The 26025-nt window shown below is 62.2% G+C and carries 19 protein-coding genes; 9 read left to right on the forward strand and 10 right to left on the reverse strand.

The window, feature by feature from the left end; translation table 11 throughout:
• Nucleotides 1–100 precede the first annotated feature (100 nt).
• The gene (lpxE, locus tag LZK81_RS22730; protein ID WP_233954773.1) at nucleotides 101–901 is read left to right on the forward strand and encodes a lipid A 1-phosphatase LpxE; all 801 of its coding nucleotides are present in this window, start codon (nucleotides 101–103) and stop codon (nucleotides 899–901) included.
• Between the two features lie 163 nt (nucleotides 902–1064).
• Here lpxE and LZK81_RS22735 read toward each other — a convergent pair whose 3' ends face one another.
• Nucleotides 1065–2762, reverse strand: coding sequence for an MFS transporter (locus tag LZK81_RS22735; RefSeq protein WP_233954774.1), 1698 nt, complete (start codon nucleotides 2760–2762; stop codon nucleotides 1065–1067).
• 115 nt (nucleotides 2763–2877) lie between these two features.
• On the opposite strand from LZK81_RS22735, the gene LZK81_RS22740 reads away from it, so the two are divergent.
• From LZK81_RS22740 to LZK81_RS22750, 3 genes are all read left to right on the forward strand, one after another.
• The gene (locus LZK81_RS22740; RefSeq protein ID WP_233954775.1) at nucleotides 2878–3156 is read left to right on the forward strand and encodes a hypothetical protein; all 279 of its coding nucleotides are present in this window, start codon (nucleotides 2878–2880) and stop codon (nucleotides 3154–3156) included.
• A 108-nt stretch (nucleotides 3157–3264) separates the two neighbouring features.
• Nucleotides 3265–4299 (forward strand): aspartate-semialdehyde dehydrogenase, encoded by a 1035-nt coding sequence (locus LZK81_RS22745; RefSeq protein WP_046606657.1) that lies wholly within the window; start codon nucleotides 3265–3267, stop codon nucleotides 4297–4299.
• Nucleotides 4300–4502: 203 nt separating this feature from the next.
• Nucleotides 4503–5315 carry a lytic murein transglycosylase gene (locus LZK81_RS22750; RefSeq protein ID WP_080954571.1) on the forward strand — a complete coding sequence of 271 codons (813 nt, stop codon included), beginning with the start codon at nucleotides 4503–4505 and terminating at the stop codon, nucleotides 5313–5315.
• Between the two features lie 17 nt (nucleotides 5316–5332).
• Here the strand turns inward: LZK81_RS22750 and LZK81_RS22755 are convergent, their stop codons facing one another.
• Both LZK81_RS22755 and pdxY read right to left on the reverse strand, forming a co-directional pair.
• Entirely contained in the window at nucleotides 5333–6007 is a 675-nt protein-coding gene (locus tag LZK81_RS22755) for a carbonic anhydrase (RefSeq protein ID WP_046606758.1), read from the reverse strand.
• Nucleotides 6008–6077: 70 nt separating this feature from the next.
• Nucleotides 6078–6950 carry a pyridoxal kinase PdxY gene (gene pdxY, locus LZK81_RS22760; RefSeq protein WP_233954776.1) on the reverse strand — a complete coding sequence of 291 codons (873 nt, stop codon included), beginning with the start codon at nucleotides 6948–6950 and terminating at the stop codon, nucleotides 6078–6080.
• A 175-nt stretch (nucleotides 6951–7125) separates the two neighbouring features.
• Here pdxY and LZK81_RS22765 point away from each other — a divergent pair, with 175 nt between their 5' ends.
• Both LZK81_RS22765 and LZK81_RS22770 read left to right on the forward strand, forming a co-directional pair.
• Complete coding sequence (locus LZK81_RS22765) at nucleotides 7126–11892, forward strand: NAD-glutamate dehydrogenase (protein WP_233954777.1); 4767 nt, start codon at nucleotides 7126–7128, stop codon at nucleotides 11890–11892.
• Between the two features lie 34 nt (nucleotides 11893–11926).
• Nucleotides 11927–13309 carry an MFS transporter gene (locus tag LZK81_RS22770; RefSeq protein ID WP_233954778.1) on the forward strand — a complete coding sequence of 461 codons (1383 nt, stop codon included), beginning with the start codon at nucleotides 11927–11929 and terminating at the stop codon, nucleotides 13307–13309.
• Nucleotides 13310–13512: 203 nt separating this feature from the next.
• On the opposite strand, the gene purH is transcribed toward LZK81_RS22770, so the two are convergent.
• The 4 genes from purH to htpX all read right to left on the reverse strand — a co-directional run bounded on the left by purH (nucleotide 13513) and on the right by htpX (nucleotide 19369).
• Nucleotides 13513–15129: a bifunctional phosphoribosylaminoimidazolecarboxamide formyltransferase/IMP cyclohydrolase gene (purH, locus tag LZK81_RS22775; protein WP_233954779.1), complete on the reverse strand. Its 1617-nt coding sequence runs from the start codon at nucleotides 15127–15129 to the stop codon at nucleotides 13513–13515.
• Between the two features lie 85 nt (nucleotides 15130–15214).
• A complete protein-coding gene (locus LZK81_RS22780; RefSeq protein ID WP_046606757.1) occupies nucleotides 15215–16897 on the reverse strand; it encodes a heparinase II/III family protein in 1683 nt (560 codons plus the stop codon).
• Between the two features lie 100 nt (nucleotides 16898–16997).
• Nucleotides 16998–18416 carry an RsmB/NOP family class I SAM-dependent RNA methyltransferase gene (locus LZK81_RS22785; protein ID WP_233956672.1) on the reverse strand — a complete coding sequence of 473 codons (1419 nt, stop codon included), beginning with the start codon at nucleotides 18414–18416 and terminating at the stop codon, nucleotides 16998–17000.
• The gene (gene htpX / locus LZK81_RS22790) at nucleotides 18407–19369 is read right to left on the reverse strand and encodes a zinc metalloprotease HtpX (RefSeq protein WP_038591537.1); all 963 of its coding nucleotides are present in this window, start codon (nucleotides 19367–19369) and stop codon (nucleotides 18407–18409) included. The genes LZK81_RS22785 and htpX overlap by 10 nt, the downstream gene beginning before the upstream one ends.
• 122 nt (nucleotides 19370–19491) lie before the next feature.
• On the opposite strand from htpX, the gene LZK81_RS22795 reads away from it, so the two are divergent.
• Both LZK81_RS22795 and LZK81_RS22800 read left to right on the forward strand, forming a co-directional pair.
• The gene (locus tag LZK81_RS22795; protein WP_233954781.1) at nucleotides 19492–19710 is read left to right on the forward strand and encodes a DUF1674 domain-containing protein; all 219 of its coding nucleotides are present in this window, start codon (nucleotides 19492–19494) and stop codon (nucleotides 19708–19710) included.
• A 49-nt stretch (nucleotides 19711–19759) separates the two neighbouring features.
• On the forward strand, nucleotides 19760–20206 hold the full coding sequence (locus LZK81_RS22800; RefSeq protein ID WP_233954782.1) for a thermonuclease family protein: 447 nt from the start codon (nucleotides 19760–19762) through the stop codon (nucleotides 20204–20206).
• Between the two features lie 37 nt (nucleotides 20207–20243).
• Here LZK81_RS22800 and acs read toward each other — a convergent pair whose 3' ends face one another.
• Nucleotides 20244–22196 carry an acetate--CoA ligase gene (acs, locus tag LZK81_RS22805; RefSeq protein ID WP_046606649.1) on the reverse strand — a complete coding sequence of 651 codons (1953 nt, stop codon included), beginning with the start codon at nucleotides 22194–22196 and terminating at the stop codon, nucleotides 20244–20246.
• 240 nt (nucleotides 22197–22436) lie between these two features.
• Here acs and LZK81_RS22810 point away from each other — a divergent pair, with 240 nt between their 5' ends.
• The gene (locus LZK81_RS22810; RefSeq protein WP_233954783.1) at nucleotides 22437–23153 is read left to right on the forward strand and encodes a DUF1013 domain-containing protein; all 717 of its coding nucleotides are present in this window, start codon (nucleotides 22437–22439) and stop codon (nucleotides 23151–23153) included.
• Nucleotides 23154–23211: 58 nt separating this feature from the next.
• Here the strand turns inward: LZK81_RS22810 and LZK81_RS22815 are convergent, their stop codons facing one another.
• Together LZK81_RS22815 and LZK81_RS22820 are read right to left on the reverse strand one after the other, a co-directional pair.
• Complete coding sequence (locus LZK81_RS22815) at nucleotides 23212–25143, reverse strand: propionyl-CoA synthetase (protein ID WP_233954784.1); 1932 nt, start codon at nucleotides 25141–25143, stop codon at nucleotides 23212–23214.
• Between the two features lie 106 nt (nucleotides 25144–25249).
• The gene (locus tag LZK81_RS22820) at nucleotides 25250–25909 is read right to left on the reverse strand and encodes a YggS family pyridoxal phosphate-dependent enzyme (protein WP_233954785.1); all 660 of its coding nucleotides are present in this window, start codon (nucleotides 25907–25909) and stop codon (nucleotides 25250–25252) included.
• Between the last annotated feature and the right edge of the window lie 116 nt (nucleotides 25910–26025).

Genomic DNA, 26025 nt, shown 5'->3' on the forward strand with positions numbered 1-26025 from the left:
AAGACACTTCGACATTTGGCGTTCGGCATCCTGCTACCCATATCGCAAAATCTATGGGAAGAAGCGGCGCGGGATCGCTCCCGCGCCACGGAAGAGGCCGATGAAACGGACAATCGAAAAACTGAAACATCGGCGGTATCGCCATCCATCCGGATTGCCATCGCCGCGATGGCTGGCTTATGCGCTGGTCGCGGTTAACCTGATCCTGATCGCCTTTTTCCTGCTCGATGCGCCGGTTGGCTCCTATGCCGCCCATACGCCCAACGTACTGCTGCCGATCGGCAAGGCGATTACCGATTTCGGCACGTCCGGCTGGATCCTTTTTGCGGCAGCGCTCCTCTTCTTCGAAGCGCTCGCGGTCATCCGTCTCGCGCCCGGCCTGAAAGCTCGCTTCCAGGCAATGCTGGTCAGCCATGTTGCGGCTTATATCTTTGTGGCCGTTGCCGGCTCGGGCCTTCTCGTCAACCTGGTGAAGCGCATCATCGGCCGTGCCCGCCCGGTTCTTTACGAGCAATGGGGCTTTTACGGTCTCAGCCCTTTTTCCGGCTCCCGGTTCGAAAGCTTTCCTTCCGGTCACGCAACCACGGTCGGGGCATTCCTGATGGCGCTGGCACTGCTCGCTCCGCGCTACCGCCTGTTCTTTCTGATCATGAGCTTCTGGCTCGGTTTTTCGCGCGTCATCGTCGCGGCGCATTATCCGAGCGACGTGATTGCCGGTCTCTCGTTCGGCGCCTGGTTCTCTGTCATCATGGCGATCGTCTTTTCCCGCTACGGGCTGCTCTTCCGGCAGGAACCTGACGGTTGGCCGGTTCCGCGCCGGCCCATTCCTCTCCTATTGCGCCCCAATCGGGCGACAGTGCCATTCCCGCTCCGCGGCATTCCGCCGAAGCGGAGCGACTAAATACTCAAGGCGTGTCGCGCAAAACGGCAAGGATTCCGGAGCATCATCAAGCCGAAGCGTAGGTGCCGGATCAAAGATACCGGCTCGAATTCCATAAGAACCTTCAAAAACATAAGGGCCCGGCACATTGTACCGAGCCCCTTTTTTATCTGCTGGTCCTGCCTCAGTGAGCGAGATCGACGTCCCGTTTCTCGCGGACGAACAGCAGGCCGATTACGACCGTCAAAAGTGCGAAGATGACGGGATACCAGAGTCCTGCGAAAATATCGCCGGTGGAGGCGACGATTGCGAAGGAGGTGGCCGGCAGGAGGCCGCCGAACCAGCCGTTACCGATGTGGTAGGGCAGGGACATGGCCGTATAACGAATGCGGGTCGGGAAGAACTCGACCAGGGCAGCAGCGATCGGGCCGTATACGATGGTGACGTAGATCACCATGATCGTCAGGATCGCGATGACCGTCAACGACTGACCGTTAGCCAAGGCGGAGAAGAAGCCGCTGACCTTGACCTTGCCCGGGTCGTTTGCCGCCGGATAGCCAGCCGCAACCATAGCCGGGGCGAGCGCTGCATTGAAGGCTGGGGCATCGGTGAAGGATATCGGCGCTCCGCCATTGACGACGAGTTGGGCCGGAGAGCCCGCAGGCGCGTCCACCAGCGTGTAGCGGAAAGCCTGAGTTGACATGGTGCGGCGCATCACATCGCAAGGCGTCGTGAAGGTGCGGATGCCGACCGGGTCGAACAGGGAACCGCAGGTGGCGGGATCGGCCCTGACTTCAGCCTTCACGGATTCGATCGCCTTGGAATAGGTCGGGTTGGCCGCCGTTGTCAGGGCGCTGAACAGAGGGAAGTAAGTTACTGCCGCGAGAAGGCAGCCCGCCAGGATCACCGGCTTCCTTCCGATCCGGTCAGAAAGAGAGCCAAACACCAGGAAGAAGGGTGTTGCGATGATCAACGCCCAGGCGATCAGCACGTTGGCTGTCAGAAGGTCGATCTTCAGCACAGTCTGCAGGAAGAACAGGGCGTAGAACTGTCCCGTATACCAGACGACCGCCTGGCCGACCACGAGGCCGAACAGCGCGACCAGCACGATCTTGCCATTACCCCAGTTACCGAAAGCTTCCGACAGTGGCGCCTTGGACTGAGTGCCTTCCTCCTTCATTTTCTTGAAGAGCGGTGATTCATTCATCTGCAGACGAATGTAGATCGAGATGATGAGCAGGATGATCGACAGGAGGAAGGGAATGCGCCATCCACCCTGAAGCCCGAAGAGAATCGGCTGCGAGGTCGCGAAGGCTTCCTCGCCCATGTTGAGGCGCAAGGTCACGATCACAAACAGCGACAGGAGCAGACCCATGGTGGCCGTGGTCTGGATCCAGGCGGTATAGAAACCTCGCCGGTTCCGCGGCGAATGCTCGGCAACATAAACCACCGCGCCCCCATATTCACCGCCGAGCGCCAGGCCTTGAGCCATGCGCAGCGCCACGAGAATGATGGGTGCAGCAACACCAATCTGGTCATAGCTTGGCAGAAGACCGACCGCGAAGGTCGACAGACCCATGATCAGGATGGTGAGAAGGAAGGTGTATTTGCGGCCGACGAGATCGCCGAGCCGACCGAAAACCAGCGCGCCGAAGGGGCGGACAAGGAAGCCGGCGGCAAAGGTCAGCAGGGCGAAGATCGCCTGCGTTGCCGGCGGGAACTGAGAGAAGAACTGCTTGCCGATGATCGCAGCCAGCGTTCCGTACAAATAGAAATCATACCATTCGAAGACGGTGCCGAGCGAGGAGGCGATAATCACCTTCCGCTCCTCGGCCGTCATCGGCTTGGTTCTGGTGTCAATCGCAGTTGCGACATTTGCCATTGTCGTCCTCCCTTAAGATGAAACTCGCGTGCCGGCTCCGAGCCCGTTCCCTCCAGGGCATGGATATGGCGACGCATTGTCGCAGATTGACAGAATTCAAGGGCTAAGGAGAGCGATGCTTTGGGATTATGACTTTCGTCTAATATCGCGCCTGCCGTGCACAGCGGATGCTGCGGCGCGGCATAAGGGCAATGCGGCGCATCACCTGCGTCAGCCGTCGCTTGACTCGTTGCGAAAATCTTTTAAACAACTCCGCGAACGGGAAGACACCCACATGCGCGCCTGCGAATTCCATATCGCTGCCTTAGCACTGCCGGCCATCCAGGCTGCGCAGCGGGCGTGTTTTGCCGCTTTCTCCAAAACCAAGGCCAAAACGACGACGAAAACCGTCTGACGTCTCTGGCCGCCGCTCTCTCCCCGGATGGCCGGGGACAAGGAATTCCGCGAGTTGATCGCGGCTTCCCCCTCACCAAATCGAGGAGAGACAGAAAGAGAGCAAAAAATGGGTTTCAAGATCGCAGTCGCCGGTGCAACCGGCAATGTCGGCAGGGAAATGCTGTCGATCCTTTCCGAGCGCGGCTTCCCGGTCGACGAAGTCGTGGCGCTGGCATCCGCCCGTAGCCAGGGAACCGAAGTTTCGTTCGGCGACCGGACGCTGAAGGTTTCCAACCTGGAAAACTACGATTTTTCCGACACCGATATCTGCCTAATGTCGGCAGGAGGCGAGGTTTCCAAGAAGTGGTCGCCAAAGATCGGCGCCCAGGGCTGCGTCGTCATCGACAACTCGTCCGCCTGGCGTTACGATCAGGACGTTCCGCTGATCGTTCCGGAAGTGAACCCCGATGCGATCTCCGGCTTTACCAAGCGCAACATCATCGCCAATCCGAATTGCTCGACCGCCCAGCTCGTCGTTGCCCTGAAGCCGCTGCACGACTTCGCCAAGATCAAGCGCGTCGTCGTCTCGACCTACCAGTCGGTCTCCGGCGCAGGCAAGGAAGGCATGGACGAGCTCTTCACCCAGACCCGCGCCGTCTTCGTCGCTGATCCGGTCGAATCCAAGAAGTTCACCAAGCGCATCGCCTTCAACGTCATCCCACATATCGATAGCTTCATGGAAGACGGGTATACGAAGGAAGAGTGGAAGGTTCTCGCCGAAACCAAGAAGATGCTCGACCCGAAGATCAAGGTGACCTGCACCGCCGTGCGCGTTCCGGTCTTCATCGGCCATTCGGAATCGGTCAATATCGAGTTCGAAAACGAGATCACCGCGGACCAGGCCCGCGATATCCTGCGCGAAGCTCCGGGCTGCCTCGTCATCGACAAGCATGAAAACGGCGGCTACATGACGCCTTACGAATGCGCCGGTGAGGATGCCACCTACATTTCCCGTATCCGCGAGGATGCGACGGTGGAAAACGGCCTCAATATCTGGGTCGTTTCCGACAACCTGCGCAAGGGTGCCGCGCTCAACGCCATCCAGATCGCCGAATTGCTCGTTAATCGCGGCCTGATCAAGCCGCGCAAGGCTGCTGCCTGATAAATAATAAATTTATTAAGCATGTTCCGATAGAAACCCCGTCAGAAATGGCGGGGTTTTTCTTTCGAATCACCCATATCACGAACTATTCATGAACGGGTGAGTTGCGATTGTCTGCAACCGCCGCCATAAGGCCGAAACAATGCACATTATCCGGACGCTTCAGACTTAAGCGATCCGGCTCTCGGGACGGGTTTGACCGCATGAAGAAGATTTTGCTGGCAGGATTGATCGCAACCGGTTTCATGACCGCTAGTCCGGCGCTTGCCGCGCTCCAATGCGGCAACGATTCATCCGGCTTCGCCCGCTGGGTCGAAGAGTTCAAGCGGGTTGCACCTTCGAGCGGCGTCAACCCTTCCGTCGTCGAAAAGGCTTTCTCGAACGTCTCCTACAATCGCCCGACCATCAGCGCCGATCGCGGCCAGAAGAGCTTCAAGCTTTCCTTCGACGAATTTATGAAGAAACGCGGCGGGGCTGCCATCATCTCCCGCGGCAAGGGCATGAAATCCGGCAACGCTTCGCTGTTTGCACAGATCGAACGCCGCTACGGCGTGCCGGCCGGCCCGATCATCGCCATCTGGGGCATGGAAACCGGTTTCGGCAGCTTCATGGGTGATCAGCACACGCTTTCCGCCGTCGCGACGCTCGCTTACGATTGCCGCCGCTCCGCCTATTTCACCGAGCAGCTCTACGCGGCCCTTCAGCTCGTCGGCCGAGGCGATCTGAGCATCACCGCCCGCGGCGCTGCCCATGGCGAGATCGGCCAGACCCAGTTCCTGCCGCTGAACGTCGTCCGCTACGGCGCGGATGGCGACGGCGACGGCCATATCGACATGGTCCGCTCGCGTGCCGATGCGCTTGCCTCGACCGCGAATTTCCTGAAAGGACACGGCTGGAGGCCGGGTGCCGGTTACCAGCCGGGTCAGCCGAACTTCGTCGCCATCCAGGGCTGGAACGCTGCAACCGTCTATCAGCAGGCGATCGCCTATATGGGCGCGCAGATCGACGGCCAGTAAGCCTGGTTTATCGTAAATCAGGCCGACGCCTGTTCGGCCTGCTCCGGCGGTTCGGTGAGGTCCGGGCGGACGAAATCGCCCTTGCTGTCCATGATCCAGAGTTCGCCGGTCGAAATGTCGAACCAGGCGCCGTGAATGCCGAGTTTCCCTTCTTCGCCGAGTTTGCGAACAAAGGGAAACGTCTGCAGATTGGCGATAGAATTGCGGATCGAGACCCGCTCCAGCGCCGTCTGGCGTTCGGCCTGCGTCATGAATTCGTTGTTCTGGATCTGCTCGGCGGCGGGCTTCACCAGTCCCATCCACTTGCCGATGAAGTCGCCCGGCGACAAAGGCTCCATGGCAGGGTCGAGAGCTGCCCGGATGCCGCCGCAACGGCCATGGCCCATCACCACGATATTGTCGATCTCCAGCACCTGGACCGCATATTCGAGCGCTGCCGAGGTGGCGTGAAACTGGCTGTCGGGCTCATAGGGCGGCACCATGTTGGCCACATTGCGCACGACAAAAAGCTCACCCGGCCCGCAATCGAAAATGGTCTCCGGCGCAGAACGGGAGTCACAACAGGCAATCAGCAGCGTATGGGGCTTCTGCCCCGTATCCGCCAGCACGCGGTAGCGCTCGCGTTCGTCACTATAGCGACCGCTCATGAAGTTGCGGTAGCCCGCCAGAAGTCTGTCAGGAAAATCCGTCATGGAGCAACGATTATAGCGCTGCCGAGCGAAGATCAACGGCCATTGTGCATCTGCGAAGTTCCGGCGCCGATTACCGCTTGGTCCGCTGCAAGGGGTGCACGAGCCGGCGCATCTGAACCATTGCCATGGGTGTGGAGAGGCTCGATGCGTCCGTCTCCAGCGTCAGCTCGTCGCCGCCGCGCTTGGCCGTGCGCGCAAGGACTTCGAAAACGCTCGCAGTTGCCAGCTGCAGCGCCTTTTCCTCGTCCATGCCGGCAAGGATTCGCCCGAGGAAGAGCGCTCCCAGGAGGTCGCCGAGTCCGTTCGGCGGATTGTCGATCAGCCGGTGTTCGGCAAGCAGCGCATGTTTGCCGGTCAGGTAGAGATTGCCGGTACCGCCCGCCATCATCGGCACGGCCGAGGTCACCAGGATGCGCGGCGGCCCGAGCGCGATTGCGGCATCCATGATATCGTTGTTGGTTTCGAGCGGCGCGCCGGAAAGCCAGGCGAGCTCGTAGCGGTTCGGGGTGGCGATCGTCGCAAGCGGAATGAGTTCGTCACGGATCGCTTCTGCCGTCGGCTGCGGAATATAGAGCCCGCCGAGATCGCCCATGACAGGATCGCAGACATAGAGAAGGCCCGGGTTCTTCTCCTTCAGCGCCCTTATCAGCCGCGCCACCGAACGCGGCTGGGCGGCATTGCCGAAATAGCCGGTCAGCACCGCCTTCACTTCTCCCAGCCATGGCGCGCGAATAAGATCGTCTATAGCCTTGTCGAAATCTGATTCGGGAAAGGTCAGCCGTGTAGAAGGCCCATGACCGGGATGCCAGGGGAGGACGACGGTCGGCATTGCCCAGACGGGAAATCCCAGCGTCTCGAGCGCGAAGACGGCGGCGCGATTGCCGACCGAGCCGCGCACGACATGGCTGGAGATGACGAGGACGGCACTGCTGGTATCCTGCATGAGATTGCTTTCCGGCTACGATGGCCCTGTTGATCGTTTCTTCGTCGCCGCATGTCAACAAGCCTTCACGGAACAATGAAACGTGTAGTGCCGACGGACATGGATCAGCCACGTTGCTGCACGATGACACAAATCTAGTTTATTCCGTCTGGGGACGGAAAAAGGGGAGAGGGACATGGCCGTCAGGCAGAATCCGAAGCGGGAAAAACAGATCGAAAGCGCGCGCAAGCTCGTCGCTGCGAGCAAGGGGCCGCATCTCGACCCGCTCATCCTGTTCGGCCGGGCCAGCACTGACGACCTCGAAAGCTACACGCCGGACATGCTGGCGCTTTCCGCCAAACACGCGGCCGAGCGGCTGATGGCCTGGACGCGGGTCCGGGCCGACATCACGGTCGAACCGATCGCCGGTGTAGAGCCGGACGGTATTCCGGTCTCGGTGCTGACCGTCGTCGACCGCAACATGCCCTTTTTGTTCGACTCGGTCATGGGCGAGGTGACCGCCACCCACCGCGACCTCACCATGGCGGTCCATCCGATCCTGGTCGTGGAGCCGGGCAAGGAACCGGTCCTGCGCTCCAACGAGCAGCCCGGCAACCCGGCTCATCACGTGAGCCTCATCCAGATCCATCTGTCGCCGCTCAACGAGGAACAGGCTGCTTCGCTCACCGAGCGCATCCGCTACATCCTCGACCAGGTGCATCTGTCGATCACCGACTGGGGCTCCATGCTGGAAGTCCTCGACGGCGCCGCCAAGCAGCTCGGTAATTCGACAAGCCGCCGCAAGGCCGACCGCGACGAGGCTCTCGCCTTCCTGGACTGGCTGCGCGACGACAACTTCACCTTCCTCGGCATGCGCGAATACGTCTATTCCGGCAAGGGCACAGAGGCCAAGGTCGAACGCGGCAAGGGCCGCGGTCTCGGCATCCTCTCCGATCCGGACGTGCTGGTGCTGCGCCAGGGCAAGGACGCGGTGACGACCACGCCGGAAATCCTCGAGTTCCTCGACGGTCCCGATTTCCTGATCGTCACCAAGGCCAATGTGAAATCGGTGGTGCACCGCCGCGCCTATATGGACTATGTCGGCGTCAAGCGCTTCGACGAAAAGGGCGAAGTGGTCGGTGAGCTGCGTGTCGTCGGCCTTTTCACGGCAACCGCCTATACCCACTCCGTGCGCGACATCCCTCTCCTGCGCGCCAAGACCGGCCGGGTGGAGGAGCAGTTCGGCTTCGACCCCGACAGCCATTCCGGCCGCATGCTGGAAAACACGCTCGAATCCTATCCGCGCGACGACCTCTTCCAGATCGATGTCGATCTGCTGGCCCGCTTCTGCGAGCAGATCATGGAACTGAACGAGCGCCCGCGCGTCCGGGTCCTGCCGCGCATCGACCACTTCGACCGTTTCGTCTCGGTGATCGTCTACGTGCCTCGCGAGGACTATAATTCCCACGTCCGCGAAAAGGTGGGCGACTATCTGACCAAGGTCTATGACGGCCACGTCTCCGCCTACTACCCGGCCTTCCCGGAGGGCGGCGTCGCCCGCGTCCACATGATCATCGGCAGGCGCGGCGGCAAGACGCCGAGGATCGCGCAAGCCAAGCTCGAGGAAGCGATCCGGCTGATCGCCACGCCCTGGGAGGAACGCTTCGCAGCGCTCGCCGAGGAAGGGCCGCGGCTCACCGTCACCCAGGCCTTCCAGGAAGCCTTCTCGCCCGAGGAAACCTTCGCCGACCTGCCGGACATTGCCGCCTGTGCAGCCGGCGAAACGATCCGCATCGCCTTCTATCGCCGCCCCGGCGACGCCGCCAGCACCGTCTCGCTGAAGATCTTCCACAAGGACCGGCACCTGTCGCTCTCCCGCCGCGTGCCGCTTCTCGAAAACCTTGGCTTCCACGCCGTCAGCGAGCAGACGTTCGAGATCGAGGTCGGTCCGGAAAACGACCGCAAGCTGATCGTCCTCCACGATATGGAACTGCAGCTCGGCGACGGGCGCGAAGTCGACCTGTCCCGCGAAGGCCTGGCTCTGGAAGAGGCCTTCCTCTCCGCCTTCGAAGGCCTGATCGACAACGACGCCTTCAACCGGCTGGTACTGCTGGCCGGCCTGTCCGCCCGCGAAGTCACGGTGCTGCGCGCATATTCCCGTTATCTGCGCCAGACCGGCATCGTTTATTCGCAGGCCTATATCGCCGATACGCTGGTGAAATACCCGGCCATATCCGCCGCCATCTTCCGCCTCTTCCGCGACGGCTTCGACCCGAAGATTGCCGAAAAGGCCCGCATCAAGAAACTCACCGACCATCACGCCGAAATCGAAGAAGCCCTCGGCAACGTGCCCAATCTCGACGAGGACCGCACGCTTCGACGTTTCGTCAATGCGGTCGATGCGACGCTCAGGACCAACTATTTCCAGCGCGATGCCAATGGCGCACCGCACCGGATGTTCGCCTTCAAGCTCGATCCGAAGCTGCTCGACGGCCTGCCGGAACCCCGCCCTTTCCGTGAAATCTTCGTCTACGGCACCGAGGTCGAAGGCGTGCACCTGCGCTTCGGCAAGGTTGCGCGCGGCGGCCTGCGCTGGTCGGACCGCGGCGAGGACTATCGGACGGAAATCCTCGGCCTCGTGAAGGCGCAGCAGGTCAAGAATGCCGTGATCGTACCGGTTGGCGCCAAGGGCGGCTTCTTCCCGAAGATGCTGCCCCCGGCGAGCTCCCGCGACGCGTTCTTCAATGCCGGCAAGGAGGCCTACAAGACCTTCATCCGCACCCTCCTGTCGATCACCGACAACATCGTCGGCGCCGACATAGTCGGGCCGCCGGACACGATCCGCATCGATGGCGACGACCCCTATTTCGTGGTCGCCGCCGACAAGGGCACGGCGACCTTCTCCGACACCGCCAACGGCCTGGCGCAGGAAGCCGGCTTCTGGCTGGACGATGCCTTTGCGTCAGGCGGTTCGGTCGGTTACGACCACAAGAAGATGGGCATCACCGCCCGCGGCGCCTGGGAGGCCGTGAAACGGCATTTCCGCGAGAAAGACATCGACATCCAGACGACGCCGTTCACGGTCGCCGGCGTCGGCGACATGTCCGGCGACGTCTTCGGCAACGGCATGCTGTTGTCGCGCAAGATCCGTCTCATCGCCGCCTTCGACCATCGCGATATTGTCATCGATCCCGATCCGGATATCGAAAAGTCCTTCGCCGAGCGCGAACGCATGTTCGCCCTGCCGCGGTCGAGCTGGCAGGATTACGACAAGTCGGTGCTTTCCGAAGGCGCGATGATCATTTCCCGCTCGGAGAAGTCGGTCAAGCTCACCAGGCAGGCCGCGGCCGCGATCGGCATCGACAAGACGACCGCAACGCCCTTTGAGATCATGACCGCGATCCTGAAGAGCCCTGTCGACCTTCTCTGGTTCGGCGGCATCGGCACTTATATCAAGGCGCCCTCCGAGACAGATGCGGAAGTTGGCGACCGCGCCAACGATCCGATCCGCATCACAGCAGCGGACGTGCGCGCCAGCGTCATCGGCGAGGGTGCCAATCTCGGGATGACCCAGAAGGGCCGCATCGCCTATTCCCTGAATGGCGGCCGCTGCAATTCCGACGCGATCGACAATTCCGCCGGCGTCAACTGCTCCGACGTCGAGGTGAACATCAAGATCGCCCTCAATTCGGCCATGCAGGACGGCCGCCTGACCCGCGAAAAGCGCAACCAGCTTCTCGCCTCGATGACCGAGGAAGTCGGTCACCTCGTGCTGCGCAACAACTACCTGCAGCCGCTGTCGATCTCGCTGACCGAACGCAAGGGCACCGGCAACCGGGAAGAGCTGTCGCGGCTGATGTCCGTCATGGAATCGCAAGGCCAGCTCAACCGCAAGGTCGAAACCCTTCCCGACGATGCGGAGCTTGCGGAGCGTTATTCCTCCGGCAGGCCGCTGACCCGGCCGGAAATCGGCGTGTTACTCTCCTATTCGAAGATCGTTCTCTTCGATGCGCTGCTCGACAGCAGCCTGCCGGACGACCCCTATTTCTCGGCTGTCCTGAAAGCCTATTTCCCGGCCAAGATGCAGAAGGCTTACGCGGGAGATATCCAGTCCCATCGCCTGCATCGCGAAATCGTCGCCACCACGCTCGCCAACGAGGCGATCAACCGCGGCGGCCCGGGTTTTGTGCAGCAGATGAGCGACATGACGGGTGCCACGGCGGCGAATGTCGTCAAGGCCGCCTTCCTTGCCCGCGACGGCTTCGAACTTCCAAAGCTCTGGGCCGAGATCGATGCGCTGGACGGAAAAATCCCCGGCCAGCTGCAGAACGATCTCTACGCCCGCACCACCGAGACCTTTGCGGAAGCGACCCGCCTCATCCTGCAGACGCAGGTCGGCACCGGCGACATGGACGGCGCAATGAGCCGCCTCAAGGCGGCGATCAAGGGGCTTCGTTCGTCGCTGGCCGGCGGAGATTTCGTGGAAACTGCGGCACGCGCCGTAGAACTCGAAGCGCAGGGCATACCGGCGTCGCTTGCCCGCGAGATCGTGCTGCTCTCGACGCTGGTCCTGGTGCCGGAGATCATGCTGATCGCCGACCGCACCGGCGAGACCATGGCGCGTGCCACCGAGAGCTATTTCGCCGTCACCGAAACCTTCCGGGTCAACCGCCTGATCGGCGCGGGAGATCGGATCACCACGTCGGAACATTACGAGAGCCTGGCGCTCTCCCGCAGCCTGCAGCAGCTCGCCTCGGCGCGCCGCGATATCGTCATCGCCGCGCTCACCGCCCATCCGAAGGAAAAGAAGCCGCTGGAAGCCTGGGTCGGCGGCGACCGGGTGCGGGTGAACCGCATCGGTGCCGAACTGGTGACCTTGAGCGAAAGCGGCGAGTTGACGCTTCCGAAGATCACCGTCGCGGCCGGTCTCCTGAGCGATCTTGCGCATGGCCGGGCGATGTAGGAGAACGGGCAAGGCTGGCTGATCCGGGGGAAAAATGGCCGTTACTGATGGGGACGATGCGCCGGTAAAAACGAGCCGGCGCGGCATCTTGGGCTGGATGTTCTTCGATTGGGCAGCCCAGCCGTTTTTCACCGTCGTCACGACCTTCATCTTCGGCCCCTATTTCGTCGCCCGCCTGACCGAGGACCCGGTTTCCGCGCAGGCTGCCTGGAGCAATATGGCGACGATCTCGTCGCTGGTCATCGCCGTCTTCTCCCCGATCCTCGGCTCGATCGCCGATCAGGCCGGCCCGCGAAAACCCTGGATCGCCTTCTTCGCGGTGATCAAGATCGCCTGCGTTTCGGCCCTCTGGTTCGCGGCACCCAGCTCGCCGATCATCTGGCCGATGATCTTCATGATCTTCGCATCGATCGCCGCGGAGTTCTCGACCGTGTTCAACGATTCCATGATGCCGCGGCTGGTTTCCAAGCAGGATGTCGGCCGGGTTTCGAACGTCGCCTGGGGGCTTGGTTATCTCGGCGGCATGATCGTGCTGATCGCGGTCGTGACACTGATTGCCGCCAATCCCGAAAGCGGCAAAACGCTGATCGGCATCCCTCCGCTCTTCGGCCTCGATCCGCATCTCGGCGAAGATGCGCGCATCACCGGTCCGATCTCCGCCCTCTGGTATTTCCTGTTCATCCTGCCGATGTTCTTCTTCACGCCGGACGCCAGGAAGGGCCTGCCGCTCGGCGCGGCGGTCCGCTCCGGCATAAGGGAACTTGGCGGCACGCTGCGGGACCTGAGGCAGCGCACCGGCATCGCGAAATTCCTGGTCGCCCGCATGCTCTACCAGGACGGCGTCAACGGCCTGCTGATCCTCGGCGGCACGTTTGCGGCCGGGATGTTCGGCTGGGCGACGATCGAGATCGGCATCTACGGCATCATCCTGAACGTCGTGGCGATCTTCGGCTGCATCGTCGCCGGCTGGCTCGACCGCCTGCTCGGCTCGAAGATCGTCGTGATCATCAGCCTGGTATTGCTGGTGATCGCTACCCTCGGCATCATTTCCACCGGCCCGGGCTTCGTCTTCTTCGGCCTTCTGCCGCTCTCGGGAGAGGACAGCGGCGGCCTGTTCGGCACCGCTGCGGAAAAAGCCTATATCCTGTTCGGATTGCTGATCGGCATCGCCTTCGGGCCGGTCCAGGCTTCGTCCAGATCGTATCTCGCCCGCAGCGTCAGCCTCTCGGAGACCGGCCGATATTTCGGCATCTACGCACTCTCCGGCCGCGCCACGAGCTTTCTCGCCACCCTGTTCTTCTCGCTCATGACCTATGCCAGCGGCTCAGCCCGCCTCGGCATGGCGACGCTGCTGATCTTCCTCGTGGCGGGCTTGATGCTGTTGCTTGCGACGCCTTATCCGGCAAACAGGAAGTAGAGACGGATAGCTATTCGGCTGGGAGGTGGATCCTCGGGTCGAGCCCGAGGATGACGGAGCGCGGGGGTCAAGCAGAGAAAAAAACGGAACGTTGCAGCTTGCTCAAATGTCTCTTTAGGCAACCCTGAAACACCCTCACCGCCGTCATCCTCGGGCTCGACCCGAGGATCCACGCCACGCCCTCAGAGCATCACATTCAGCAATCAGTGCCGGAAATGCCGCATCCCGGTAAACACCATCGCAACGCCATGCTCGTCGGCGGCAGCGATCACCTCGTCGTCGCGCATCGAACCGCCCGGCTGGATGACTGCCGTGGCGCCGGCGGCGATCGCCGAAAGCAGGCCGTCCGCAAACGGGAAGAACGCTTCCGAAGCGACCGCAGAGCCCTTGGTCATCGGCTCAGTCCAGCCCATGGCCTTCGCCGCCTCTTCCGCCTTGATGCCGGCGATGCGGGCGGAATCGACGCGGCTCATCTGACCGGCGCCGATGCCGGCCGTCTGGCCGTCCTTGGCATAGACGACCGCATTCGACTTCACGTGCTTGGCGACCTTGAAGGCGAATTTCATGTCTTCAAGTTCGGTCGGCGTCGGCGCGCGCTTGGTGACGACGCGCAGATCTAGATCCTCGACCATGCCGTTGTCGCGGGTCTGGACCAGCAGGCCGCCGGAAACCGTCTTTGCCGTCAGACCGCGCGAGCGCGGGTCCGGCAGGCCGCCGGTCACCAGCAGGCGCAGGTTCTTCTTGGCGGCGATGATCGCCTGGGCCTCGTCGGAAACCTCCGGCGCGATGATGACTTCCGTGAACAGCTTGACGATCTCTTCGGCCGTCTCGGCGTCAAGAAGCTGGTTGACCGCGATGATGCCGCCGAAGGCCGAGGTGGAATCGCAGGCAAGCGCCCGGAGATAGGCTTGCCTGAGGCTCGGTCCGGTCGCCACGCCGCAGGGGTTGGCATGCTTGATGATCGCGCAGGCCGGCGCCTTTTCCGGCGAGAACTCGGCGATCAGCTCGAAGGCGCCGTCGGTATCGTTGATATTGTTGTAGGAGAGCTGCTTGCCCTGCAGGAGCTTAGCGGTCGCCACGCCCGGACGGTTTTCGCCAGTCACGTAGAAGCCGGCACTCTGGTGCGGGTTCTCGCCGTAGCGCATCTCTTCCTTGAGCACGCCGCCGATCGTCCGGTAGCGCGGGATCTCGATGTCGAGCGCTTCGGCGAACCAGTTGGAAATCGCCGTGTCGTAGGCCGCCGTGCGGGCATAGGCCTTGGCTGCCAGCTTCTGGCGGAAGGCATAGACCGTCTGGCCGTCATTCGAACGCAGCGCCTCGATCAGCGCCGGATAATCGGAAGGGTCGGTGACGGTGGTCACATAGGCATGGTTCTTGGCGGATGCGCGGATCATCGCCGGGCCGCCGATATCGATGTTCTCGACCGTCGTCGGGTAGTCGCCGCCGGCGGCGCGCACTTCCTCGAACGGGTAGAGGTTGATGACGGCGAGATCGATGCCCTCGATGCCGTGTTCCTTCATCGCCGCGACGTGTTCCGCATCGTCGCGGATCGCCAGCAGGCCGCCATGCACCATCGGATGCAGCGTCTTCACCCGGCCGTCCATGATTTCCGGAAAACCCGTCACCTCCGACACGTCGGTGACGGCAAGGCCGGCCGCGGCGATCGCCTTGTGGGTGCCGCCGGTCGACAGGAGCTTGACGCCCTGTTCGGTGAGCGCCTGGGCAAGCTCTATAATACCGGTCTTGTCGGAGACCGAGAGCAGCGCAGTGCGGATCCTGATGCGGTCGGGAGCGGGGATTTTCTTGGAAACGACGGCCATCGGTCTCTCCTGGAAACGCGCCGCGGAACCCGGCGCACGGTAAGATGGCCGCCCGTTAGCACAGCTTGGCGGAAGAAGAAACGGCCTATTCGCCGCGCCTCAGCATCCAGCGTATTTCCGATGTCTCCGGCGGAGAAAACTCGATGACGAGCTGCTGGCTCGGCCGCACGCCGGAAACGTCGGCAAAGAAGATGTCCTCGTCGATCATCACCTGCAGCCCCGGCGCCGCAAAGATCCAGGTCTCGCCATCAGGGGCGCGCATGCTGACGCTTTCCTCGTCCCGCCGCGAAAGCGTGATGACCGGGTGGATGTGGAAGCGCGCCACCGCCAGGAAAGGCCCGTTATCGGCAGCCTTGCCCTCGGGCAGGTAGAGCCGGTCATGGCCCTTGATCTTGTTGCCCTTCACATTGAGGCCGATCTCGCGCTCGTGGAAAAACCCGAACTGGTGGATGTAACCGTCGTGGCTGGCGCGCAGCCAGTCATTGCCGTGCATGTCGTCCCAGCGCTCGACCTCCACATCCGACACGCCGCCGAGCAGCATGGAGCCCGCGAAGCGGGACCGGATGATGCGGCTGGACGAGGTCTCGTTGAGCGTCACCGTCGAATGGGCGGGCGTCGAGCGCGACATGTGCCGGTAATTGCGGCCGGCATATTTCGGCGAACCGCAGTTGACGATGAAACGATGCCGGCCGGCCGACATCTCGAAGGAAAGACAGCCCGCATGCGCGCCGCGGGAAAGCCCGGGGGAGAGCGGCCGGCCGGTATCGACGATCAGCGTCGTGCCATCCGCCGACAGGCGGTGATAATGCATATGCGGCAGCGCCTTGAACGGCTTGCCCGCCGTCTCGTCATAACGCAGCACCGACATCAGCTCGCTCGCGGGCGTCGAGCTCGCACCGTTGAACAGCGCCAGATCGCCATCCTGATGGCGAAAGAAGCGGAGCGCTGGGTACATGCGGTCGATCGTCGGGATGAGCTTCTGCGGCAGGTCGTGGCCGAGATTGATATAGGTCTGGCGAAGCGGCAGGAGATCGATCAGCAGGTCGAGCACCGCACGCGGATTGCGCGACACATGCCCGCCATCGGCAAGGATCTGGCGTTCCAGCTCCCGATCCAGCCGCCTGCCCTCACGACGGATATAGGCGGCCCGCGTCGGCATCGAGATCGAGGCCATGGCGAGCGCGATCCTGAGTCTCAGCCGCGTATCGCCCTCGGGCGTGCAGCCGGCTATCTTCCTGAGATAACGGACCTGGTAGGCGAGGCTTTTCATGAAGCGGCGATAGAAGCCGGCCTCGGCGCCCTGCAGCACCACGGTTGAATGCGAGAGCCAGGCGATCACCCGTTCAGCCGCCACATGTGCTTCCCAGGCAATGCCTTTCGGGCTTCGGCCATAAAGCACGATCCAGTCGGCAACGACCTGCCGGGCGCTGGCACAGGCCACTTCCGTCTTGTTGGTGCGGATATGGCGGAGCCAGGCGAAAGAATGCAGCCGCTCCGCTGCCGCTCGAGACGGCAGCTCGACGGAGAACGGCGATTGGCCATAGGTTTCGAGGATCCGCCCCGCGAGCGGGAACCTCCCCTCCAGGATCTCCTCCGCCACGAACGGATCGAGCGCCCGCAGATCCGTCGGCGCAACGATCAGCCGGTCCGGCACCTGCATCGAAAAGGAGGTCACGGCCAGGCGAAATCCGGCGGAGCGCCGGCAAAGGCGTCGCCAGATTTCCCGCAAGCCGAAGGACAGGAGCCTCCGGCGATCCGCGAGCCGCATCTTCAATCTGGAATACTCCGCAGGAATCAGCCTCCGCCCTGCCGGCGGGAATCAACTATTAGATTGTTCGAAAGTATCAGCCGGTATGGTGAAGAAAGCCTTACCGGACCTGGAGCACGCTCGCGAAGAAGCCGTCCATGCCACCCACAAAATTTTCGCTGGCGGGCAGCATGGCCGGCGTGGTGCGGAATTCGCCAAGCGGCGAGATCGCGCCTTCCAGCCCAGGCCAGTCTCCAGGATTGACGGCCAGACGTTTCAATTCGGGATGGTCCTTGAGAACGCGCACAACCAGTTCCTCCCCCTCTGCCGAATCGAGCGAGCAATTGGAAAAAACGATAAGGCCGCCGGGTTTCACCAGCGTGACGGCGTGGCGCAGCATCTTTTCCTGCAGAGCCGCGAGCTTGTTCACATCGTCCGGACCCTTGGTCCAGAGCACATCCGGATGCCGGCGCGTGGTGCCGGTCGAGGAGCAGGGCGCATCGAGAAGCACGCCATCCAGCAGCTCTGCCGGCTTGAACTCGAAAAGGTCGCCGCCAACCAGTTCCGCCTCGTAGCCAAGCCGTCCGAGATTTTCCTTGAGCCGCGCCAGCCGATTACCGGATTGTTCGACGGCGATCACCTCGGCACCGGCCGCAATCAGCTGCGCCGTCTTGCCGCCGGGGGCCGCGCAGAGATCTGCGACCTTCTTGCCCTTGAGATCGCCGAACAGCTTTGCCGGAATGCTGGCCGCGACATCCTGCACCCACCAGACACCGTCGTCGAACCCTTCGAGCGCGGAAACCGCGCCATCGAAGGCCGTCAGGCGAATGCTGCCGGTCGGCAGAACCGTGCCGCCGAGCTTTTCCGCCCAGGCAGCGGGATCGGATTTGACCGTCAGGTCGATGGCTGCCGGAACGAGCTGGGCCTCGGCGATACGATCCGCCTCCGCCTCGCCATAGAGGGCGACCAGACGCTTGCGGAACCAGGCCGGCACCGGGGATATGCTGGCAGTTGCGGCAAGGATATCGTCCTTTTCGCGGTCCAGCCGGCGCAGGACCGCATTCACCAGCTTGGCGAAGCGGCGATTGCGCGGGTCGCGATTGGCCTGCTCGACCGCGAGGTCGACGGCCGCATGCGGCGGCACGTCGAGATGCAGGATCTGCGCGGCAGCGATCACCAGCACATGGTGAAGCGCCCGAGCGCCTTCCGGCAGCGGCGTATCGATCAGCGAAGTGATCGCCGCCTCGATGCGCGGCAGATGCCGGAGTGCGGTATTGAGGATGGCGCGGGTCAGCGCCCGGTCAGCGTCGCTGAGCGCCCGATAGGCCGGATTGCCGTGGACGAGGTCGAGCATGCCGTCGAGCGAGATCTTGCGATCGATGACCGCCGCCAGCAACTTGGCGGCCGTCACACGAACTTCGAGGCCCGCCTTGAAGGGGCCGCTTTCCCGCTCCGAGTGAGCTGGTCTCCTGCGCTGTTCGGCTGGTTTGCCCGATGGCTTGTATGGCTTCTTGTTCTTCTTGTCTTCGTTCAAGACCAGGGACCTTTGCGCGGTTCATCCGAGCCGCGGCCCCAACCGGTATTCGGAACGGAGCGCGCGGTGCGCTGCGGTCTATCAGCCTGGAACCCGGCCGTCGAGGCACCGCTGCGGAACTCCCCGGCCATCTGCTGCAGCGCGGCGATACGGTTCCCGGTGTCCGGGTGGGTCGAGAACAGGTTGTCCATGCGCTCGCCCGACAGCGGGTTGATGATGAACATATGCGCCGTTGCGGGATTGCGTTCGGCCTCGTAGTTCGGGATCTGATGCGCGGCACCGGCGATCTTGCCGAGTGCTGAGGCGAGCCACAGCGGATTGCCGCAGATTTCGGCGCCGCGACGGTCGGCCGAATATTCGCGCGTCCGGCTGATCGCCATCTGCACCAGCATCGCCGCGAACGGGGCGACGATCATCGCCACGATCACGCCGATGAAGCCGAGCGGATTGTTGTTCTCGCGATTGCCGCCGAAGAAGAAGGCGAAATTGCCGAGCATCGAGATCGCGCCGGCAAGCGTCGCGGTGATCGTCATGGTCAGGGTGTCGCGGTTCTGGATATGCGCGAGCTCGTGCGCCATCACGCCCGCCACTTCCTCATGCGTCAGCCGCTGCATCAGCCCGGTCGAGGCGGCAACGGCCGCGTTCTGCGGATTACGGCCGGTCGCAAAAGCGTTCGGCTGCGGATTGTCGTAGACATAGACCTTCGGCATCGGCAGGCCGGCATTGGCCGAAAGGTCGCGGATCATGTTGTAGAATTCCGGGGCGCTGCGCGCATCGACTTCCTGCGCATGATAGGCCGACAGCACCATCTTGTCGGAATTCCAGTAGGAAAACAGGTTCATGCCGGCAGCGATCACCAACGCGATCATCATGCCGCCCGTGCCGCCGATCAGAAAGCCGATCCCCATGAACAGGGCAGTCATGAAGGCCAGAAGCATGGCGGTGCGCATTACATTCATCGTCATCTCTCCCGTTGCCGATATCGTCCCAGAGCGGGTAAAGGGTTTTCCACTGGGCACGAACGCCTTATGATGTGGTCAATTCGACCAGAGTTTTCAATAATCCACCGGCGAAGCCCACGATGCAAAGCGCAGATAACGACAATTCAGAAATCCTACCGGAAGAAGGTGCGCCTAAGAAGCCACTTTCCCCGGCCGCCGAGCGGGCCTTGAAGGAAGCCGAAGAGCGCCGCCAGGCAGCGGCCAAGGCCGAACTGCCCGAAGAATTCGGCGGCCGCGGCGGCGCCGACCCCGCCCGCTTCGGCGACTGGGAGATCAACGGCCGGGCGATCGATTTCTAAGTAAATATTCCTATTGACTTCGATCATGGATCGGAATTTATTCCTTTCCATGATCAAGTCGCTTCTGATTCTCATCGGCATCGTCGCGGTGTTCGCCACCGAGGCGGAAGCGCGTGACGAAATCTCGGGACCAGTGGCGGCCGAAATCCTGCGGGTCATCGACGGCGATACGCTGCTGGTTGAAGCGCAGCCTTGGCCGCAGCAGAAGATGGAAGTTTATGTGCGCATCCGGGGCATCGATGCGCCGGAGCTGAAATCGAAATGCGAGCGGCTTCGTGAGGCGGGCCTTGGCGCCCAACGTGCGCTCGAAGCGCTGACCGCCCAATCACGCAAAATTCAGCTCACCCATATTTCCGGCGACAAATATTTCGGCCGCATCGTCGCAGACGTGGTGCTCTCCGATGGCCGCAGCGCCGGTGGCGACCTGCTGCTCGCTGGCCTCGTGCAGACCTATGACGGCGGTCGCAAGCCGCGGCAGGTCTGCGACACGGACTGAAAGGCCGCCCGGTTTCCCGAGCGGCCTTTTGGTTCGATCAGCCTGCCTTGTTCTGGCGGTTGGCGATCAGGTCGTCCACTACGCCAGGATCAGCGAGCGTCGAAATATCGCCGAGTGAGCCGAAATCGTCCTCGGCGATCTTGCGCAGGATGCGGCGCATGATCTTGCCGGAGCGGGTCTTCGGCAGGCCGGGTGCGAACTGGATCTTGTCCGGCGCCGCGATAGGGCCAATCTCCTGGCGGACGTGCTTCACCAGTTCCTGGCGCAGCGCGTCATTGCCCTCATGCCCGGACATCAGGGTCACGTAGCAATAGATACCCTGGCCCTTGATGTTGTGCGGATAACCGACGACGGCCGCTTCCGACACGAGATGGTGCGAGACGAGCGCCGATTCCACTTCCGCGGTGCCGAGCCGGTGGCCGGAGACGTTGAGCACGTCATCGACGCGGCCGGTGATCCAGTAATAACCGTCCTCGTCGCGACGGCAGCCGTCGCCGGTGAAATATTTCCCCTTGTAGGTAGAGAAATAGGCCTCGATGAAGCGGTCATGGTCGCCGTAGAGCGTGCGCATCATGCCCGGCCACGCGTCGGTGATGCAGAGATTGCCGTCGGCCGCGCCTTCCAGCACCTTGCCCTCGTTGTCGACCAGTTCCGGCTTCACGCCGAAGAACGGCTTGGTCGCCGAACCCGGCTTCAGGTCGGTGGCGCCCGGGAGCGGGGTGATCATGTGACCACCGGTTTCCGTCTGCCACCAGGTATCGACGACCGGGCAGCGCTTGTCGCCCACCACGTTGTAATACCATTCCCAGGCTTCCGGATTGATCGGCTCGCCGACCGTACCGAGCAGGCGCAGGCTTTCCCGCGAGGAGCGCTTCACGAATTCGTCGCCGGCACCCATCAGCGAGCGGATTGCCGTCGGCGCGGTATAGAAGATGTTGACCTTGTGCTTGTCGATGATTTCCCAGAAACGGCCCTGGTCGGGGAAGTTCGGCACGCCTTCGAACATCAGCGAGGTGGCGCAGTTCGCAAGCGGCCCGTAGACGATGTAGGAATGGCCGGTGACCCAGCCCACATCCGCCGTGCACCAGTAGATGTCGCCGTCATGGTAGTCGAACGTGTATTCGTGGGTCATCGCCGCGAAGACGAGATAACCGCCGGTCGTGTGCAGCACGCCCTTCGGCTTGCCGGTCGAACCCGACGTGTAGAGGATGAACAGCGGATCTTCCGCTTTCATCTTCGCCGGCTCGCAGTGCTCCTTCACGGTGGCGATTTCCTGGTGGTACCAGAGGTCGCGGCCGGGCGCCCAGCCGGTCTTGCCGCCGGTGCGGCGCACCACCACGACCTTGTTGACGATCACGTGCTGGCGGGCCGCGATATGGATCGCCGTATCGGTATTGTCCTTGAGCGGCACCGGCTTTCCGCCGCGCACACCCTCGTCGCAGGTGATCACGAAGGTGGACTGGCAGTCGATGATGCGGCCGGCCAGCGCTTCCGGCGAGAACCCGCCGAACACGACCGAATGCACCGCGCCGATGCGGGCGCAGGCGAGCATCGCATAGGCCGCTTCCGGGATCATCGGCATGTAGATGGTGACGCGGTCGCCCTTCTTGACGCCGTGTTTCTTCAAGACGTTGGCGAGCCGGCAGACCTGATCGTAAAGCTGGTTATAGGTGATCTTCTTGTCGATATAGGGATTGTCGCCTTCCCAGATCAGCGCCGTGCGCTCCCCATGGGTCTTCAGGTGGCGGTCGATGCAATTGTAGGAGACGTTGGTCAGGCCGTCCTCGAACCACTTGATCGAGACCTTGCCCTTGAAGGAGGTATTCTTGACTTTGGTATAGGGCTTGAACCAGTCGATGCGCTTGCCGTGCTTGCCCCAGAACTTGTCCGGATCCTCGACGCTCTCCTCGTACCATTTTTCGTATTTGTCCTTGTCGATGAGCGCTTTCGCTTTGGCAGACTTGAGGACCGGGTAGACTTTTTCGGACATGAACACCTCCCTGAATTGGCACGCATGACGACGCATCGAGCCGTCAGCGATATGTGCCGCATTCATAACAGGTGAGGCAAGGGCGGCAATTAGACAAACGGTTCATCCGGGCGGCAACGATCTCGCTTCAAAGATTTGCAATTCTGTCCCAATTCGATTATAGGGCGGTAAATTCCCGGAAATTGTGGTTGATACCCACGGCCCGCGACACCGGCGCGGACGGACAGAGGACCTATACCCATGGCTCAACAATTGCTCATGCCGAAGGCGACCGCTGTATGGCTGGTCGACAATACCGCGCTTTCCTTCGAACAGATCGCCAATTTCTGCAAACTCCACCCGCTCGAGGTGAAGGCGATTGCGGATGGCGAAGCGGCGCAGGGCATCAAGGGCCTCGACCCGATCGCCACCGGTCAGCTTTCGCGCGATGAAATCGAGCGAGGCGAAAAGGACATCAATCACAAGCTGAAGCTTTCCGAGCCGAAGGTTCGCGTGCCCGAATCGAAGCGCCGTGGCCCGCGCTACACGCCGGTCTCCAAGCGCCAGGACCGCCCGAACGCCATTCTCTGGCTGGTCCGCAACCATCCGGAACTGAAAGACGCCCAGATCTCCCGCCTCGTCGGCACCACCAAGTCGACGATCGAGCAGATTCGCGAGCGCACCCACTGGAACTCGACCAACCTGACGCCGATGGATCCGGTGACGCTCGGCCTCTGCAGCCAGATCGACCTCGACCTCGAAGTCGAACGTGCTTCCAAGGGCCGACCACTGCCGACCGCCGCCGAACTCGGCGCTTCCCTGCAGCCCGCGAGCGAGACCGAAAACCTCGGTTTCAATTATCGCAACGAGCGCGAGGAAGAGAAGGAAAAGGAGATCGACGCGGACGCCGTTTTCGCCAAGCTCTCGTCGCTCAAGTCCACCCGTCGCGACGACGACGAGGAAGAAGACCGGTTCTGATCGAACCTCTTTCGATTGCATTCAAAAAGCCCCGGATCGTCTCCGGGGCTTTTTTCGTTCAGGCGCTCTGTTTCAGGCCACTGCCCTCGCGGGCATAGCCGTTGGCCTTCAGGATCGCAGTGATCTCGTCCAGCACCGTCGCATCCTCGATCGTCGCCGGCATTTTCCACGGCATGTCGTCGGCGATCTTCTGCATCGTGCCGCGCAATATCTTGCCCGATCGGGTCTTCGGCAGCTTGTGCACCACCATGACCGTCTTGAACGCCGCGACCGGGCCGATCTCGTTGCGCACGAGTTCAGCCACTTCTCTGGCGATATCAGCGGTTTCCCGTGAAACATGGTTCTTCAGCACCACGAATCCGCAGGGGATCTGCCCCTTCGTCGCATCGTGTACGCCGATCACCGCGCATTCGGCAACGTCCGGATGTTTGGAGCAGACTTCCTCCATCGCCCCGGTGGAAAGCCGATGGCCGGCGCAGTTGATGATGTCGTCGGTACGCGCCATCACGAAGATATAACCCTCTTCGTCCATCAACCCGGCATCGGCCGTCTTGTAGTACCCCGGAAACTCGTCGAGGCAAGCCTCGCGGAACCGCTGGTCGGCATTCCAGAAGCTGACGAGGCAGCCGGGCGGCAGCGGCAGCTTGATGACTATATTGCCGAGCGTGCCGCGCGGCACCGGATGGCCGGCATCGTCCAGCACGTCGAGCGCATAACCGGGCATCGGGCGCGTCGGCGAACCGTGCTTGACCGGCATCAACCCGAGCCCCACCGTATTGGCGGCTACCGGCCAACCCGTCTCCGTCTGCCACCAATGATCGATGACCGGGATCTTCAGCTTCTGCTCGGCCCATTTCAGCGTTTCCGAATCGGCCCGCTCGCCGGCGAGGAACAGGGCGCGCATGCCGGTCAGATCATATTTCTCGACCAGTTCACCGTCCGGATCGTCGCGACGGATCGCCCGAAAAGCCGTCGGCGCCGTGAACAGCACTTTCACGTCGTGATCGCTGACGACACGCCAGAACGTGCCTGCATCCGGCGTGCCGACCGGCTTGCCCTCGAAGATCACGCTGGTATTGCCGGTCAACAACGGTCCGTAGACGATATAGGAATGGCCGACGACCCAGCCGATATCGGATGCCGTCCAGAACACCTCCCCCGGCTTGACGCCAAAAATGTTTTCCATGCTCCAATGCAGCGCCACCATGTGCCCGCCGTTGTCGCGCACCACGCCCTTTGGCTCGCCCGTCGTTCCGGATGTGTAGAGAATGTAGAGCGGATCGGTCGCCTTGACCGGCACGCATTCCACCTCCCTGCCCCGAGCTTTGTCGACGGATTCCGTAAAATCGAGCTCGCCCCGTTCGGGACGCAGCTCCGCCAGAAGCTGGTCACGCTGAAGGATAAGGCTATGAGCGGGCTTCACCCGGGCAAGTTCGATCGCCTGGTCGAGCAACGGCTTGTAGGCGACGGTGCGGCCCGGCTCGAGGCCACAGCTCGCGCTGATTACCAGTTTCGCCTCCGAATCGTTCAGCCGCGTTGCCAGTTCCTGCGCCGCAAAACCGCCAAACACGACCGAATGCACCGCACCCAGCCGCGCGCAGGCCAGCATCGAGAAGATCGCTTCCGGGACCATCGGCATGTAGATGACGACGCGGTCGCCCTTGCCGATGCCGAGGTCGAGGAGAACCGCGGCGATTGCCTTCACCTCGTCGAGAACCTCGGCATAGGTGAAAGTCTGCTGTTTTCCCGTCATGGCGCTGTCGTGGATGAAGGCCCGCTGCCCGCCACGGCCGGCCGCGACGTGCCGGTCAAGGCAGTTGTAGCAGGTATTGGTCTCGCCGCCGGTGAACCAGCGGCCATAGACCCCCTCATCCTTGTCGAAGATTTTTTCCGGTTCCCTGAACCAGTCGATGGCGGCGGAAGCGCCTCTCCAGAACCCTTCCGGATCCCGTTGCCAGCCCTCATAAACGTCGAAATAGCGGCTTTGCATCTGCACCTCCCGTCACATGAGCACAGCCCGGAATGACCAATCTAGGGTGCTCGGGGAGTGCCGGGAAGCCCGACGAAAGCGCTAGGCGCTTGGCAAAAGCCTATTTTCAGCGCGATCCGAAGATGGCCGAGCCGACCCGGACGCTGGTCGCGCCAAACTCGACAGCCGTCTCGAAATCGCCGGACATGCCCATGGAGAGCTTTTCGACGCCGCATTCCTTCGCCAGCTTGGCGAGCAGGGCGAAATGCGGCCCAGGATTTTCCTCGGCCGGCGGAATGCACATCAGCCCCTCGACCGAAAGCCCGAGCTCTCGACGGCAAAGTTCCACAAAGGCAACGGTCTCTTTCGGCTCGATACCAGCCTTCTGCGGCTCCAGCCCGGTATTGACCTGCACATAGAGCTTTGGCGCCTTGCCCTGCTTCTTGATCTCGTCGGCAAGCGCGCGGGCGATCTTTTCCCGGTCCACCGTTTCAATGACGTCGAACAGCGCCACGGCATCCGCGGCCTTGTTCGATTGCAGGGGCCCGATCAGGTGCAGTTCGAGATTCGGCGTCTCGGCCTTGAGTTTCGGCCACTTGCCCTGGCTTTCCTGTACGCGGTTCTCGCCGAACACCCGCTGCCCGGCCGCAATCACCGGGCGGATGTCTTCAGCATCGAACGTCTTTGAAACTGCCACAAGCGTCACCGACCCCGCCGGCCGCTTCGAAAAGCGCTCCGCCTTCTCGATCCGAGCTTTCACATCCCGCAGCCGTTCTTCAACGCTCATGACCCATGCCTTCCGCTTTTCTTGCAAGCTCAGCGCTTAGCCCTCATATAAGGCTCTGCCAAGGGTGTTTCGCCCTAAACTTGGCCTTTCCCGACCCTGTAAAACTTGACGCTTGC

This window comes from Neorhizobium galegae (genome assembly GCF_021391675.1).
Taxonomy (GTDB): Bacteria; Pseudomonadota; Alphaproteobacteria; order Rhizobiales; family Rhizobiaceae; genus Neorhizobium; species Neorhizobium galegae_B.

Coding starts and splice junctions, on each gene's coding strand:
- LZK81_RS22755 (WP_046606758.1), bottom strand. CDS start 6,007: ATGACGGATTTTCCTGACAGACTTCTGGCGGGCTACCGCAACTTCATG.
- lpxE (WP_233954773.1), top strand. CDS start 101: ATGAAACGGACAATCGAAAAACTGAAACATCGGCGGTATCGCCATCCA.
- purH (WP_233954779.1), bottom strand. CDS start 15,129: ATGGCCGTCGTTTCCAAGAAAATCCCCGCTCCCGACCGCATCAGGATC.
- LZK81_RS22795 (WP_233954781.1), top strand. CDS start 19,492: ATGCAAAGCGCAGATAACGACAATTCAGAAATCCTACCGGAAGAAGGT.
- LZK81_RS22745 (WP_046606657.1), top strand. CDS start 3,265: ATGGGTTTCAAGATCGCAGTCGCCGGTGCAACCGGCAATGTCGGCAGG.
- LZK81_RS22780 (WP_046606757.1), bottom strand. CDS start 16,897: ATGCGGCTCGCGGATCGCCGGAGGCTCCTGTCCTTCGGCTTGCGGGAA.
- LZK81_RS22750 (WP_080954571.1), top strand. CDS start 4,503: ATGAAGAAGATTTTGCTGGCAGGATTGATCGCAACCGGTTTCATGACC.
- acs (WP_046606649.1), bottom strand. CDS start 22,196: ATGTCCGAAAAAGTCTACCCGGTCCTCAAGTCTGCCAAAGCGAAAGCG.
- htpX (WP_038591537.1), bottom strand. CDS start 19,369: ATGAATGTAATGCGCACCGCCATGCTTCTGGCCTTCATGACTGCCCTG.
- LZK81_RS22740 (WP_233954775.1), top strand. CDS start 2,878: ATGCTTTGGGATTATGACTTTCGTCTAATATCGCGCCTGCCGTGCACA.
- LZK81_RS22765 (WP_233954777.1), top strand. CDS start 7,126: ATGGCCGTCAGGCAGAATCCGAAGCGGGAAAAACAGATCGAAAGCGCG.
- pdxY (WP_233954776.1), bottom strand. CDS start 6,950: ATGCAGGATACCAGCAGTGCCGTCCTCGTCATCTCCAGCCATGTCGTG.
- LZK81_RS22815 (WP_233954784.1), bottom strand. CDS start 25,143: ATGCAAAGCCGCTATTTCGACGTTTATGAGGGCTGGCAACGGGATCCG.
- LZK81_RS22800 (WP_233954782.1), top strand. CDS start 19,760: ATGATCAAGTCGCTTCTGATTCTCATCGGCATCGTCGCGGTGTTCGCC.
- LZK81_RS22820 (WP_233954785.1), bottom strand. CDS start 25,909: ATGAGCGTTGAAGAACGGCTGCGGGATGTGAAAGCTCGGATCGAGAAG.
- LZK81_RS22770 (WP_233954778.1), top strand. CDS start 11,927: ATGGCCGTTACTGATGGGGACGATGCGCCGGTAAAAACGAGCCGGCGC.
- LZK81_RS22735 (WP_233954774.1), bottom strand. CDS start 2,762: ATGGCAAATGTCGCAACTGCGATTGACACCAGAACCAAGCCGATGACG.
- LZK81_RS22810 (WP_233954783.1), top strand. CDS start 22,437: ATGGCTCAACAATTGCTCATGCCGAAGGCGACCGCTGTATGGCTGGTC.